Source organism: Nocardia sp. NPDC056611 (assembly GCF_042792755.1).
In the GTDB taxonomy this organism is placed as follows: Bacteria; Actinomycetota; Actinomycetes; order Mycobacteriales; family Mycobacteriaceae; genus Nocardia.
This window is the reverse complement of the sequence record NZ_JBHTVV010000003.1, coordinates 1017210-1030923: the sequence shown is the minus strand read 5'-3', so window position 1 is coordinate 1030923 and position 13714 is coordinate 1017210. Positions and strand designations below refer to the sequence as shown.

The following is a 13714-nucleotide window of genomic DNA, read 5'->3' as shown; positions in this document are numbered from 1 at the left end:
CCGGGCTCACCGGGCGTCGCCGGCCGTGGCCAGGTCGCGGATCAGCAGCGCGGCGTGCAGGGAGGTCCGGGTCTCGCCATTGTCCAGATCGACGTCGAGGATGCGCTCGATCCGCGACAGCCGGTCATAGAGGGTGGGCCGGCTGATATTGAGCCGCTTCGCGAGTTCGGTCTTGTTGCCCGCCAGGTCCAGGAACTGGCGCAGGGTGCGGGTCAGGTCGCTGGCGTTGCGGATGTCGTGGCGCAGCAGGGCGCTCAGTTCGGTCTCGGCGAACCGCTGGACCCCGGGCTCGTCCCGGATGAGCGAGAGCAGGCCGCGCAGCCGCACGTCACCGCTGCGATAGAACGGGCGCGGAGTCGAAGCGTCCAGGGAGAGCGCGACTTCCGCGACGTGCGCGGCCTGGGCCAGTTCGCGCGCGGTGTCGAGCAGCGAATCCGATTCACCGCCGACGCCGATCACCGCGCGCCCCACGCCGGGCACCCGGCGAACCTCGGCGAGCATGGCCACGCAGATCGCGGTGAGCGCGGAATCGAAGTCACCGCCGCGCGGCACCCCCAGCACGAAGGTGACCCGGTTGCCGTGATCGGGCGCGGCCAGCGCGGTCGCCTTGGCCAGCGCCACCCCGTGCAGCGCCGAGTCCAGCACGGCGGCCGTACGCCGTTGCTGCGCGACCGGATCCGATTCGGCGGCGGCGGCGACCTCCAGCGCCAGCGACACATAGCGGACCCGGCGGGCCAGGCCCAGCGCGGCGGCCAGCGCGACCGCGTCGCGTTCGTCGGTGAGGCGGCCGTTGACCATGTCGTCGATGAGCCCGGTCTGCGCCTGCCGGTGCAGTCCGAACCGGTCGCGCTCGATCATGCGGTGCAGGGTGAGGGTCTGGGCCGCGCGTTCGAGCACCATGCGGGCACGGGCGCTGGTCACGCGGTTCGAACGCAGGATGAGCCGGCCCCAGCGCTGCGTATGCGGGCCCACCGGAACCACATTCGGATCGATGTCCGACAGCAGCCGGGAAGTGGCCTCCCAGCGGTCGAGCAGAGCCGAGGTGCCGGTGTGGCGCGCGGTCAGCGCCAGCACCCGGTGCGCCAGATCCTCGAGCACCACCGAGGCGTCCAGCATCCCGGCGGCGGTCTTCACGATCTCGGCCAGCGACGCCCGCCGCACGCTGAGCGCGGTGAAGGTCTCGTGCACGGTGCGCGCGAACTCCAGCTCCTCGTACTGGTCGGCCACGATCACCCGGTGCACCGCCTCGGTGATCTCCACGAACCGCACCACCCGGTGCAGCGCCACCACCGGCAGACCCAGCCGGTCCGCGGTCCGCGCCACCACGGGGGTGAACTCCCGCACCGAGGTGCCCAATTCCACCACCAGCCCCGACACCCCCGCCGCGGCCAGGGATTCCAGATAGGCCACGGTCTCGGCGTCGCTACCGGTCAGCGCCTGCCCGGTGGTGAGAATGAGTTCCCGGCCGACCAGCAGCTTCGCGACGTCGGCCAGTTCGCTGACGTGCACCCACCGCACCGGCCGATCCAGCGGGCCGCCGCCCGCGACCTCCGGCAGCCCGGCGCGCACGACCGGCATGGCCAGCACGTCAGCAACGGAGAGGAGCACCGACGAATCGTAATACGAAGACGGAAAATGGATACACAATGTCGGGAATCAACCGGCCGGTAATGACGCAGAGTAGGGACGGACGAACCCCGGCCCGACCGGCGGAATCACGGAATCGAGGAGATATGCAGACCATCGCACACTGGCTCGACGGCAAGCCCTTCACCGGTTCCGCCGAGACAACCGCACCCGTCACCAATCCGGCCACCGGCGCGGTGACCGCACAGGTCGCCCTGGCCTCCGCGGCCGACGTGCGCACGGTGATCGACGCCGCCGTCGCCGCCTTCCCCGCCTGGCGCGACGCCTCACTGGCCAAACGCACCCAGGTGCTGTTCCGGTTCCGCGAACTGCTCAACGAGCGCAAGGAGGAGCTCGCCGCGATCATCACCGCCGAACACGGCAAGGTGCTCGCCGACGCCCTCGGCGAGGTGTCGCGCGGCCTGGAGATCGTCGAATTCGCGTGCGGCATACCGCATCTGCTCAAGGGCGGCTACACCGAGAACGCCTCCACCAAGGTCGACATCTTCTCGGTGCGCCAGCCGCTGGGCCCGGTGGCGATCATCTCGCCGTTCAATTTCCCGGCCATGGTGCCCATGTGGTTCTTCCCGGTCGCCATCGGGGCCGGGAACACCGTGGTGCTCAAGCCGAGTGAGAAGGATCCCTCGGCCTCGCTGTGGATGGCCGAACTGTGGCAGGAGGCCGGGCTGCCCGACGGGGTGTTCAACGTGGTCCAGGGCGACAAGGTCGCCGTCGACGAACTGCTGGCCAACCCGGCGATCAAGGCGGTGTCGTTCGTCGGCTCCACCCCCATCGCCCGCTACGTCTACGAGCACGGCACCGCCGCGGGCAAACGGGTGCAGGCGCTCGGCGGCGCCAAGAACCACATGGTGGTGCTGCCCGACGCCGACCTGGACCTGGCGGCCGACGCGGCGGTCAACGCGGGCTTCGGGTCGGCCGGAGAACGGTGCATGGCCATCAGCGCACTGGTCGCGGTCGGCGATATCGCCGACGACCTGGTGGCGCGCATCACCAAGCGCGCCAAGACCATTCGCACCGGCGACGGCACCCTCGGCACCGATATGGGCCCGCTGGTCACCGCCGCGCACCGCGACAAGGTGACGTCCTACGTCGCAGCGGGCGAATCCTCCGGCGCGACAGTGGTTCTCGACGGCCGCACGGTGTCCCCGGAGGGCGGCGCCGACGGATTCTGGCTGGGCCCCACCATTCTCGACCACGTCACCCCCGAGATGAGCGTCTACACCGACGAGATCTTCGGACCGGTCCTGTCGGTGGTCCGGGTGGACAGCTACGACGAGGCGCTGGCCCTGATCAACGCCAACCCCTACGGCAACGGCACCGCCCTGTTCACCAATGACGGCGGCGCGGCGCGGCGGTTCCACAACGAGGTCGAGGTCGGCATGGTCGGCATCAATGTCCCCATCCCGGTCCCCATGGCCTACTACAGTTTCGGCGGCTGGAAGAACTCCCTGTTCGGCGACTCGCACGCGCACGGCGCCGACGGCGTGCACTTCTTCACCCGCACCAAGGCCGTCACCACCCGCTGGCTCGACCCCAGCCACGGCGGCCTGAATCTCGGCTTCCCCCAGAACCACTGACGGCTGACACGATCGAAGGACCTGCGATGACCCTGCCCCATGGCCTGACCCCCGAGGCGGCGCGCGAACGGGCCGCCCGCGCCTACGAACTGGATCGCAAGCACGTCTTCCACTCCTGGTCGGCGCAGAAGTCGCTGAACCCCATGGTGATCACCGCGGCCCAGGGCTGCTACGTGTGGGACGGCGACGGCAACCGGCTGCTCGACTTCTCCTCGCAGATGGTGAACACCAATATCGGCCACCAGCATCCGAAGGTGGTGGCCGCCATCCAGGAACAGGCGGCCACGCTGTGCACCATCGGCCCCGCCTACGTCAACGACGCGCGCTCGGAGGCGGCGCGGCTCATCGCCGAACGCACCCCCGGAGAGCTGAACCGGATCTTCTTCACCAACGGCGGCGCGGACGCCGTCGAACACGCGGTGCGCATGGCGCGCCTGCACACCGGGCGGTACAAGGTGCTCGCGCGCTACCGCTCCTATCACGGCGGCACCGAGACCGCGATCAACCTCACCGGGGACCCGCGCCGCTGGCCCAACGATCACGGCAACGCCGGCGTCGTGCACTTCTTCGGGCCGTTCCTGTACCGCTCACAGTTCCACGCCGCCACCGAGGCCGAGGAGTGCGAACGCGCGCTGCGGCATCTCGAGCAGACCATCGAACTCGAGGGACCGGGCACCATCGCGGCCGTCATCCTCGAATCGGTGCCCGGCACCGCCGGAATCATGGTTCCGCCGGCGGGTTACCTGGCGGGCGTGCGGGAACTGTGCGACCGCTACGGCATCGTGTTCATCGCCGACGAGGTGATGGCGGGCTTCGGCCGCACCGGACGCTGGTTCGCCATCGACCATTTCGACGTGGCGCCCGACCTGATCACCTTCGCCAAGGGCGTCAACTCCGGGTACGTGCCGCTGGGCGGGGTCGCCATCGCGCCGCACATCGCCGCCACCTTCGACGACCGCCCGTATCCGGGCGGGCTCACCTACTCCGGGCATCCGCTGGCCACCGCCGCGGCCGTCGCGACCATCACCGCGATGACGGAGGAGCGCATCGTGGAGAACGCCGCCGACATGGGTGAGCGAGTCCTCGGGCCGGGACTGCGCGAACTGGCCGAACGGCACCCGAGCGTCGGCGAGGTCCGCGGCCTGGGCGTGTTCTGGGCCGTCGAACTCGTCCGCGATCGCGCCACCCGCGAACCCCTCGCACCCTACGGCGGCACCAGCCCGGCCATGATCGAGACCGTCGCCGCCGCCCGGGCCGCCGGACTGCTGCTGTTCGTGAACTTCAACCGGCTGCACGTGGTCCCGCCCTGCATCGTCGGCGAGGCCGAGGCCAAGGAGGGACTCGCGATTCTCGACCAGGCACTGACCGTCGCCGACGGCCATACTGTGTGACCCATCCGCGGATTCGATTCTTCAGGAGCGCAGTGAATCAGCAGGACCTGCAATTCATCGGCGGCGCACGACGATCCGGGTCCGGAGCGCCGCTGTCGATCACCGCGCCGGCGACCGGCGCGGTGATCGCGACGGGCGCGGGCGCGAACGCCGCGGACGCCGCGGCGGCGGTGGCGGCGGCCCGGGACGCCTTCGGGGACTGGGCCGGTCGCACACCCGGCGCGCGATCGGATCTCATGCACGAGTGGGCGCGGGTGCTGCGGGAACGCTCCGGGGAACTGGCCGCCGTCGAAAGCGTCAACGCGGGCAAGCCGATTCGCCTGGCCGGCGAGTTCGACGTGGCCGGCACCATCGACAACACCGCGTTCTTCGCCGGGGCCGCCCGGCAGCTGGAGGGCAAGGCGGCCGCGGAGTACTCCGGCGATCACACCTCCTCGATCCGGCGCGAACCGCTGGGTGTCATCGGGTCCATCGCGCCGTGGAACTATCCGCTGCAGATGGCGGCCTGGAAGATCCTGCCCGCCGTCGCCGCCGGGAACACGGTGGTGCTCAAGCCGTCCGAGCTGACCCCGCTGTCGACTCTGCTGTTCGCGGAGGCGGGCACGGCGGCGGGCCTGCCGCCCGGGGTGATCAATGTCCTCACCGGCACCGGCGTCGCGGCCGGGCAGCCGCTGGTGGAGCATCCCGCGGTGGCGATGGTGTCGTTCACCGGCTCCACCGCCGTCGGCAAGCGAGTGGCGGCCGCCGCGGCGGGCGCGGTCAAACGGGTGCATCTCGAACTCGGCGGCAAGGCGCCCTTCGTCGTGTTCGACGACGCCGACCCCGAGGCCGCCGCACGCGGCGCGGTGGCGGGCGCGCTCATCAATGCCGGACAGGACTGCACCGCGGCCACCCGCGCCTACGTGCAGCGGCCCTTGTTCGAGGAATTCGTGGGCCGGGTCGCCGAGCTCATGGACCGGGTCACCCTCGGTCCCGTCGAGGACCCCGGCACCGATATGGGACCGCTCATTTCCCGCGCACACCGCGAGAAAGTGCACGGCATGGTCGAGCGGGCCCGCGAATCCGGCGCGAAAGTCGTTCGGGGCGGCCGAATCCCAGCGTGGACGCCCGCGGCGGGCGCGTATTACGAGCCCACCCTGATCACCGGCGCGGCCCAGGATTCCGAGATCGTGCAACGGGAGATCTTCGGCCCGGTCCTGGTGGTGCTGCCGTTCGACACCGACGACGAGGCCATCGCGCTGGCCAATGACACCGACTACGGCCTGGCGGCCTCGGCCTGGTCACGCGACGTGTTCCGCACCCAGCGGGCGAGCCGGGACATCCGGGCCGGCTGCGTGTGGATCAACGACCATATTCCGATCGTCAGTGAAATGCCGCACGGCGGGTACAAATCGTCCGGATTCGGAAAGGACATGTCCGCCTACGCATTCGAGGAGTACACGAATATCAAGCACGTCATGTCCGATATCACCGGGGCCGCCCGCAAACCCTGGCACGACGTGATCTTCCAGGCCGAATAACTCTCCACGAGGTCGCGGAAAGGCTTCGATCAGGACTTTCTCCGCATTCCTGAGCTATCCTCGAGGCATCAAGAGGAGGCGGAAATGGACCTGCCGATGATGCCGACACAGGTGTTGCGGTCCACCCTGCGCATGCCCCGCCGCTCCGAGGATCGCGCCGCCACCAGCTGACTCTCCCGCACGCCGCCGACTGGTCCCGTCATGGACCATCGGCGGCTTTTCACGTACCCCGATGCGTGCCGCGCGGTAGGAGAGAAGGAGTTGATCGGCCATGTCGGCCAAAGAGAGCAAACCGTGGGCGTCGGCGCTGGCGGACGCGGCGCCGACGCCGTACTGGACCGACCGGCCCGAACGGCCGGCCCCCACCGATCCCCTCACCACCGCCGTCGACGCGGGACTGGCCGTCATCGGCGGCGGGTACAGCGGGTTGTGGACGGCGTTGCTGGCCAAGGAACGCGATCCGGAAACCGATGTGGTGCTGGTGGAATCGGGGCTGTGCGGACACGCCGCCTCCGGGCGCAATGGCGGCTTCTGCTCCGCCAGCCTCACCCACGGTCTGGCCAACGGGCTCGAACGCTTCCCCGACGAGATCGGGCAGCTGGAACGACTGGGACGCGCCAACCTCGACGACATCGAGAAGGCCCTCGTCCAGTACGGCATCGACTGCGACTTCGAACGCACCGGGGAACTCGAAGTCGCCACCGCGCCACACGAACTCGCGTGGCTGCGCGAGAGCCACGACGCCGCGGAGGCGCTCGGCCACCGCACCCAGCTGCTCGACGCCGGACAGGTCCGGGGCATGGTGCACTCCCCCACGTATCTCGGCGGATGGTGGGACCGCGACGGCGTCGCCATGCTCGATCCGGCGCGGCTGGCGTGGGGATTACGGCGCGCCTGCCTGGATTCGGGGGTGCGGATCTTCGAAGGCACTCCCGTGCAACGCATGTCGAAATCCTGCGGCGGACTGACCCTGCACACACCGCACGGCGAGGTGCGCGCCCCCCGGGTCGCCCTGTGCACCAGCGCATTCGCGGGACCGCTGCCCAAGGTGACCCGGCACGTGGTGCCGGTCTACGACTACGCGCTGATGACCGAGCCGCTCACCGCCGACCAGCTCGACAGCATCGGCTGGGGCACCCGCACCGGCGTCGGCGACGCCTCTTACCGCTTCCACTACTACCGGCTGACCAGCGACAACCGAATCCTGTTCGGCGGCTACGACGCGATCTACCACTTCGGCAACCGCATCGCGCCCGGACTGGAATACAACGAGGCCACCTTCGAGACGCTGGCCCGGCACTTCTTCCAGACCTTTCCGCAGCTCGAGCGGGTGCGGTTCACCCATCGCTGGGGCGGGGTCATCGACACCTGCGGCCGGTTCTGCGCCTTCTTCGGTTCGGCCTACAAGGGCCGGTTGGTGTACGCGGCCGGGTACACCGGGCTCGGCGTCGGCGCGACCCGCTTCGGCGCGGAGGTCATGCTCGATCAGTTGTGGGGCCTCGACACCGAACGCACCCGGCTGCGGATGGTGCGTTCGCGGCCGTTGCCGCTGCCGCCGGAACCGTTGCGCTCCGCGGGAATTCACCTCACCCGCTGGTCCCTGGCCCGCGCGGACGCGCGGCAGGGGCGGCGCAATCTGTGGCTGAAGACCCTCGACTACACGGGGCTGGGGTTCGACAGTTAGTCGGCGGTCGCGCCCGGGCGGATGCCCAGGCGAGTCGACAGCAGCTCCAGGGCCGCGAGCACTTCGGTGAGGGCGGCGGGGTCGGCGTCGCCCAGGGCCGCGGCGAGGGTGTCGTCGATGCTGGTCGCCCGGACCTGCGACACCCGCTCGGACAACTCCCGGGCGGGTTCGAGCAGCGTGCGGCGGCGGTCGTGCGGATCGGTCCGGGCCACCAGGGAACCCGTCTCCCGCAGCCGGGCCACCGCACCCGAGACCGCGCTCTGCGGGAGCCCGGTGCGGGCGGTCACCTCGCTGATGGTGGTGCCCGGGTGTTCGAGCACGTCACCGATGACGACCAGTACCGCGCGGTTTCCCGTGCGCTCGCCCGCGCCGGGCAGGGCCTGCTCCCCCATCTTCATGAGGGCGCGACCCAGCAGGAACAGCTCGACTCCGTTCATACGCCGAAGATACATCAATTCAGATACATCACTCTTGATACATCAGAAAAGATGGATTATGGTGATGGCATGACCACGATCGAGACCGCCACCCTCCCCGTCGACGGCGCCGAGCTGTACTACGAAATCCGCGGCACCGGACCGATGCTGCTCATCTCCCAGAGCGGCGAAGGCGACGCGCGCCGCAGCGAGGGCCTGGTGCGGAACCTGGAGAACGAATTCACCGTCGTCACCTACGACCGACGGGGGCTGTCGCGCAGCCGGATTCACGAACCGAGCCCACGGCCGAGCGTCGCCGCCCACGCCGACGACGTGCACCGGCTGCTGACCGCTATTACCGACCAGCCCGTACTGATGCTCGGGTGCAGCATGGGCGCGTCCCTCGGATTACACCTGGCCGCAACGCATCCCGAGCAGGTGCACACCCTCATCGCGCACGAACCGGTCTCGCCGTGGCTGCTCGCGGCCACCCAGCGCGCACACCACCAGCGCGAACTCCAGGAATGCCAGGAGGTGTGCCGCGCCGAGGGATGGCGGGCCGCGCTGGCCCCGATGGCCCGCACGCTCGGCATCAACCCCGCCGATCAGGAGATCGAGGAGGGCGTGCAACTGCCGCCCATCACGCCCGAAAGGGCCGCGAACTTCACCTATTTCATCGAGCAGGACTTCACGGCCATCCGCGAGGACCAGCTCGATGTCGACCGGCTGGCGCGGACCAGCACCCGCATCCTGCCCGCCATCGGACGCCGCACCCCGGCGCAGGTCTTCGACCGCCTGTGCGCGTTCGAACTGGCCGAACTGATGGGCGTCGAGGCCACCGAATTCCCCGGCGGCCACAACGGCAACCTGACCCACCCGGCCGCCTACGCCGACACCATTCGGCGACTGGCGGATCGGTAGCTCAGCGCGGAGCGCGCAGGATCAGCAGGGTGATCTCGCTCGGGGCGAACAGGCGCAGCTGCGGACCCCAGAAACCGGTGCCGCGGCTGGTGTAGAGCTGGGTGCGTTCGCCGTGGCGGCTCAGGCCCGCCACCACCGGCTGCTCCAAGCGGACCAGGTAGTGGAACGGCCAGATCTGACCGCCGTGGGTGTGGCCCGAGATCTGGAGGGCCACATCCGAAGCCACCGCGTCGGCGACCTGACGGGGCTGATGCGCCAGCAGGATCACCGGCAAGTTCGGGTCCGCGCCGGCGAGGGCGGCGGGCAGATCGGGGCCGTGGCCGCTCAGGCTGGTGCCGGTCGGGTCGTCGATGCCCGCGATCACCAGGCTGTCGCCATCGCGGGTGACGACCTCGTGCTCATTGCGCATCGGCCGCCAGCCCAGGCCCGCCATGTGCTCGATCCAGCCCGGAGCGTCACCGAAGTACTCGTGATTGCCGGTGATGTAGAAGCGCCCGTACTCGGCCTCGACCTTGCCCAGCGGATCCACCTGCGCGCCACGCTTGGTCACCGAACCGTCCGCGAGATCGCCCGCGTGGCAGGCGATGTCGGGGCGCAGGGCGTTGACCTCGGCCACCACCCGCTCCGACCAGCGCAGCCGGTCCGTCGCGGCGAAATGGGTGTCGGTGACCACGGCCAGCCGGAAACCGTCCAATCCGGCTCCCAGGCGCGGAATCTCGACCTCGACGGTCCGCACCTTCGGCACCTTGCGGGCGCTGTAGATCGCGTACGCGGTCAGCACCACCGCGACCGCGAGTACACCCGCGGCCACGATCCGGGAGCGGGCCGGATCGTCCACCCCGGCCACCGCCAGGCCGCCGCGCACCACCGCGCCGATCGCCGACCAGCTGAACACCACCCACATCACACCCAGCAAGGTGTCGCCCACCAGGGCCGCCGCATCCGACTGCCGGGGCCCGTGCCCGAGCAGCATGCCCGCGGGCAGCGCCAGATATCCGAGCAGGAAGACCGCGGTGCCGAGCCAGAACGCCGCACCGGAGAGGGTGGTGTAGACCAGCAGCCACCACGGGAGCAGGAACAACAGCGCGGGTACGCAGAGGAACAGAACCGCGCGGGGAACGTACTTCACGGGAGATCATCCTTGTCGGACCGAATGCCGCCGGAGAAGGCGTGCTCTCCAACGTACCGGGTTTCTCGGGAAGGATGATCACACGTGACCGACCAGACCTCCGGACGCGGCACACCGCACCTCGACGACATCTCCAAACGCATCATCACCGAACTGCAGGAGGACGGGCGGCGGGCCTACGCCACCATCGGCAAGGTGGTCGGGCTGTCCGAGGCGGCGGTGCGGCAGCGGGTGACCAAGCTCGCCGACGCCGGCGTCATCCAGATCGTGGCCGTCACCGACCCGCTGCAGGTCGGACTGTTCCGGCAGGCCATGCTCGCCATCACCGTCGACGGCTCGGTGCAGCCGGTCGCCGACGCGCTCGCCCTGATCGACGAGATCAACTACGTGGTGATCTGCGCCGGACGCTACGACATCCTCTGCGAGGCCGTCTGCTCCGACGACGAAGCACTGCTCGACCTGGTCTCCCACCGCATCCGCGCCCTGGCGGGCGTGCGCCACGCGGAGATCATGGTCTACCTCAAACTGCGCAAACAGACCTACAAGTGGGGCACGCGCTGAGCCACCGCCCCGCCTCGCGCGCGCGGCCCGTCAACCCATCGGCTGGGGCGGCCGACCACGAGCGCCGCTATTCGACTGTGAGCGCGGCCATTTCGGCGGCGAGGTTGGCGCGGGCCGCGGCCTCGTAGCGCCGCAGCGCGGTCGGGGTGCGGAACAGGGCGGGGCCTTCCGCCAGGGCGGCCAGGACCGCGGCGCGGCCCTTGCGGAACAGATCATCGGGGACGTGGGCGTATTCGGCGCGGACGGCCGCGGTGTAGGCGGCGTATCCGGCCGGGTCGGCGGCGAGGATGGCCAGGTCGGCGTCGCAGAGGACCGCGCCATTGCGGTCCGCCGGGGCCGGGTGGTGGCCGCCGGTGAGGCGGACCAGGCGGGCGACCTCGGCGACCTGGCCGGGCGCGACTCCCAGTGCGGGCAGGGTGGTTTCGGCCAGGCGGGCGCTGGCCTCCTCGTTGTCGGTGCCGTCCATGGCGTACACCGCGTCGTGGAAGAACGCGGCGTAGCGGACGGCGTCCAGGTCGTCGGCATCCGCGGCCAGATCGTCGATGACCGCGAGCATGGCGGCCAGGTGTTCGACGGTGTGATAGCGGCGGTGCGGCTCGCGATAGCGGCGGACCAGGTCCTCCCCCACCGCCCGCGCCTGCGGCCCGGCCAGTGTCGTCCAGCGGTCCAGCAGTTCCGCGTCCAGGCTCATCCCCATCCGGGCAGTGTGCCGAAAACCGGGGCCGGAGAAAACCCCTCGAGAACGGTGGCTTTCACCACTCGCCGGGTCAGGTCGAGGACAGGTAGCGCTGAATGGTGGGGCCGATCTCGGCCACGATCTGCTCCTGGGTGAGCGCCACCACCGGCGGCAGCCGCAAGATGTAGCGGCACAACGCGAGTCCCAGCATCTGCGCGGCGATCAGGCCCGCGCGGTGCGGCGCGTCGGCCGGGTCGCCGAAGCCCAGCACCGCGGGCATCAACTGCTGGGCGAAGATGCGCCGGGTGCGTTCGGCCACCGCATCATCGGTGAGCGCGGACCGCAGCAGGGTCAGCAGGATCTCGCTGGTCGGCGGCTGCTCCCACAGTTCCAGGAAGCGCGCCGCCAGCAGGCCGCCCACCGAATCCGGCGCGGCCGCACCGAGATCCGGCAGGGCCAGGTCGACATCGAGTGCGGCGTCGAACAATCCGTCCTTATTGCCGTAGTACCGCATCACCATCGACGGATCGATGCCCGCGTCGGCGGCGATGGCCCGGATGGTCGCCTTGCGGAAGCCGTCCTCGGCGAACCGTTTGCGCGCCGCGTCGAGAATCGCCGCGCGGGTCGCGTCCGAGCGGCGGGGACCCGTCTCCACAGTCATGCCCACAAGTGTAGGCCAACACGTGTTGACGCCCAAGCGACCCCGGGCCCCCGGCTCAGTTCTTCTGCGCCTCGTCCTGCGCGTGCTGCGCCTGCGCCAGCTGCGCGGGCGTGTACCGCAGCGTCAACGCCAGCAGGCCCATGACCGCGGTGCCGATGGCGCACACCAGCAGCACCAGGGTGTAGCCGCTGCCCAGCGCGTCGATCTGATGCTGGGTCATGGTGCTCACCTTGCCGGTCGCGCCCTTGTCCAGCGACAGCGTGCGCGACAGCGCCACTGGGCTCAGGATGCCGACCGCGAACGGCGTGCCCATGTTCATGAACATCTGCCCCACCGCCGAGAGCGGACCGATATGGGCCATGTCCACGCCGACCAGCACACACAGCGGCAGGATCACGATGCCGATGCCGATGCAGAAGCCGACGATCGACATCATGACCAGCAGCGTCGGGAGGTAGTCGGCCGAACTGTCCAGGGTGGAACCGAAATACAGCGCGCCCGAGAGCACCGCGGCCGCCGCCAGCAGCAGCCAGCGCGCCTTCACGTACATGCACGCCTTCGACGCCACCGCGGTGCCGACACCCGCACCCAGGGTGAACGGGATGCTGGCCAGACCGGCCTGCAACGGGCTGTAGCGCAGCACGTTCTGCAGGAACTGCGCCACGAAGAAGGTGGTCGCGCCGAGCACGCCGGAGGTCAGGAAGATGGCGATGAACGTGATCACGCGGTCGCGGCTGTCGAACAGCGACCACGGCAGCAGCGGGTTCTCGACATCACGTTCGGCCAGCACGAACACCACCAGCAGCACCAGACCGCCGATCACCGAACCCAGGATCACCGGACTCGTCCAGCCCAGCTCGGGCCCCTCGGTCGCGCCGAACACGATCGCCACACACGCCAGCGTGCCCAGCACCGCGCCGCGCACATCCATGGACATGCGCTGGTGCACGGTGTCGCGCAGCTGGGTGACCGCGCCCCACACGATGAGCAGGCCGATCGGCACATTGATCCAGAAGATCCAGCGCCAGTCCACCTGGGTCAGCGCGCCGCCGATCACCAGACCGCCGACCGACCCGACACCGACCATGGAACCGAAGATGGCCACCGCCTGATTGCGGGCCGGACCGGGCGCGTAGGTGCTCGCCACCAACGCGAACGCCGTCGGCGCGGCGATGGCCGCACCCGTGCCCTGCAGCGCGCGAGCCGCGATCAGCCACGCCTCGTTCTGCGCGGTGCCGCACAGCGCCGAGGCCACCGTGAACAGCCCGACACCCGTGATGAGCATGCGCTTGCGCCCGAACGAGTCACCGAGCCGCCCGCCCAGCAGCATGAGCCCGGCGAAAGGCAGACCGTACGCGGTCACGGTCCACGCGCTGCCGGCGTTGGACAGGCCCAGCTGCTCCTGTAGTCGGGGCAGCGCCAGGATCATGACCGTGCCGTCGAGCACGACCATCAGCTGTAGCCCGCTGAGGACGAGAATCGCGAGCCCGAACGCCCGCTTGGTCACCGGATACTGCATCGTCGCAGCGGG

General features: G+C 69.9%; 12 protein-coding genes. 6 read left to right on the top strand and 6 right to left on the bottom strand.

What is annotated here, in order from left to right; translation table 11 throughout:
- Positions 1-6: 6 nt before the first annotated feature.
- Positions 7-1608 carry a PucR family transcriptional regulator gene (locus ACFRAQ_RS21250; RefSeq protein WP_379102028.1) on the bottom strand — a complete coding sequence of 534 codons (1602 nt, stop codon included), beginning with the start codon at positions 1606-1608 and terminating at the stop codon, positions 7-9.
- Between the two features lie 125 nt (positions 1609-1733).
- On the opposite strand from ACFRAQ_RS21250, the gene ACFRAQ_RS21245 reads away from it, so the two are divergent.
- From ACFRAQ_RS21245 to ACFRAQ_RS21230, 4 genes are all read left to right on the top strand, one after another.
- Positions 1734-3224 (top strand): CoA-acylating methylmalonate-semialdehyde dehydrogenase, encoded by a 1491-nt coding sequence (locus ACFRAQ_RS21245; protein WP_379102026.1) that lies wholly within the window; start codon positions 1734-1736, stop codon positions 3222-3224.
- Positions 3225-3250: 26 nt separating this feature from the next.
- Positions 3251-4615: an aspartate aminotransferase family protein gene (locus ACFRAQ_RS21240; RefSeq protein ID WP_379102024.1), complete on the top strand. Its 1365-nt coding sequence runs from the start codon at positions 3251-3253 to the stop codon at positions 4613-4615.
- A gap of 32 nt (positions 4616-4647) precedes the next feature.
- On the top strand, positions 4648-6135 hold the full coding sequence (locus ACFRAQ_RS21235; RefSeq protein ID WP_379102022.1) for an aminobutyraldehyde dehydrogenase: 1488 nt from the start codon (positions 4648-4650) through the stop codon (positions 6133-6135).
- Positions 6136-6406: 271 nt separating this feature from the next.
- On the top strand, positions 6407-7819 hold the full coding sequence (locus ACFRAQ_RS21230) for an NAD(P)/FAD-dependent oxidoreductase (protein ID WP_379102020.1): 1413 nt from the start codon (positions 6407-6409) through the stop codon (positions 7817-7819).
- On the opposite strand, the gene ACFRAQ_RS21225 is transcribed toward ACFRAQ_RS21230, so the two are convergent.
- A complete protein-coding gene (locus ACFRAQ_RS21225) occupies positions 7816-8256 on the bottom strand; it encodes a MarR family winged helix-turn-helix transcriptional regulator (RefSeq protein WP_379102018.1) in 441 nt (146 codons plus the stop codon). The two genes, ACFRAQ_RS21230 and ACFRAQ_RS21225, sit on opposite strands and share 4 nt — an antisense overlap.
- A gap of 69 nt (positions 8257-8325) precedes the next feature.
- Here ACFRAQ_RS21225 and ACFRAQ_RS21220 point away from each other — a divergent pair, with 69 nt between their 5' ends.
- Positions 8326-9156, top strand: a complete 831-nt coding sequence (locus ACFRAQ_RS21220; RefSeq protein ID WP_379102016.1) for an alpha/beta fold hydrolase — start codon at positions 8326-8328, stop codon at positions 9154-9156.
- 1 nt (position 9157) lies between these two features.
- On the opposite strand, the gene ACFRAQ_RS21215 is transcribed toward ACFRAQ_RS21220, so the two are convergent.
- Positions 9158-10285, bottom strand: a complete 1128-nt coding sequence (locus tag ACFRAQ_RS21215; protein ID WP_379102014.1) for a metallophosphoesterase — start codon at positions 10283-10285, stop codon at positions 9158-9160.
- 84 nt (positions 10286-10369) lie between these two features.
- On the opposite strand from ACFRAQ_RS21215, the gene ACFRAQ_RS21210 reads away from it, so the two are divergent.
- Entirely contained in the window at positions 10370-10846 is a 477-nt protein-coding gene (locus tag ACFRAQ_RS21210) for an Lrp/AsnC family transcriptional regulator (RefSeq protein WP_379102012.1), read from the top strand.
- A gap of 67 nt (positions 10847-10913) precedes the next feature.
- On the opposite strand, the gene ACFRAQ_RS21205 is transcribed toward ACFRAQ_RS21210, so the two are convergent.
- The 3 genes from ACFRAQ_RS21205 to ACFRAQ_RS21195 all read right to left on the bottom strand — a co-directional run bounded on the left by ACFRAQ_RS21205 (position 10914) and on the right by ACFRAQ_RS21195 (position 13702).
- Positions 10914-11543, bottom strand: coding sequence for a metal-dependent phosphohydrolase (locus tag ACFRAQ_RS21205; RefSeq protein ID WP_379102010.1), 630 nt, complete (start codon positions 11541-11543; stop codon positions 10914-10916).
- Positions 11544-11613: 70 nt separating this feature from the next.
- A complete protein-coding gene (locus ACFRAQ_RS21200) occupies positions 11614-12183 on the bottom strand; it encodes a TetR family transcriptional regulator (protein WP_379102008.1) in 570 nt (189 codons plus the stop codon).
- 55 nt (positions 12184-12238) lie between these two features.
- Entirely contained in the window at positions 12239-13702 is a 1464-nt protein-coding gene (locus tag ACFRAQ_RS21195) for an MFS transporter (RefSeq protein WP_379102228.1), read from the bottom strand.
- Positions 13703-13714: the final 12 nt, after the last annotated feature.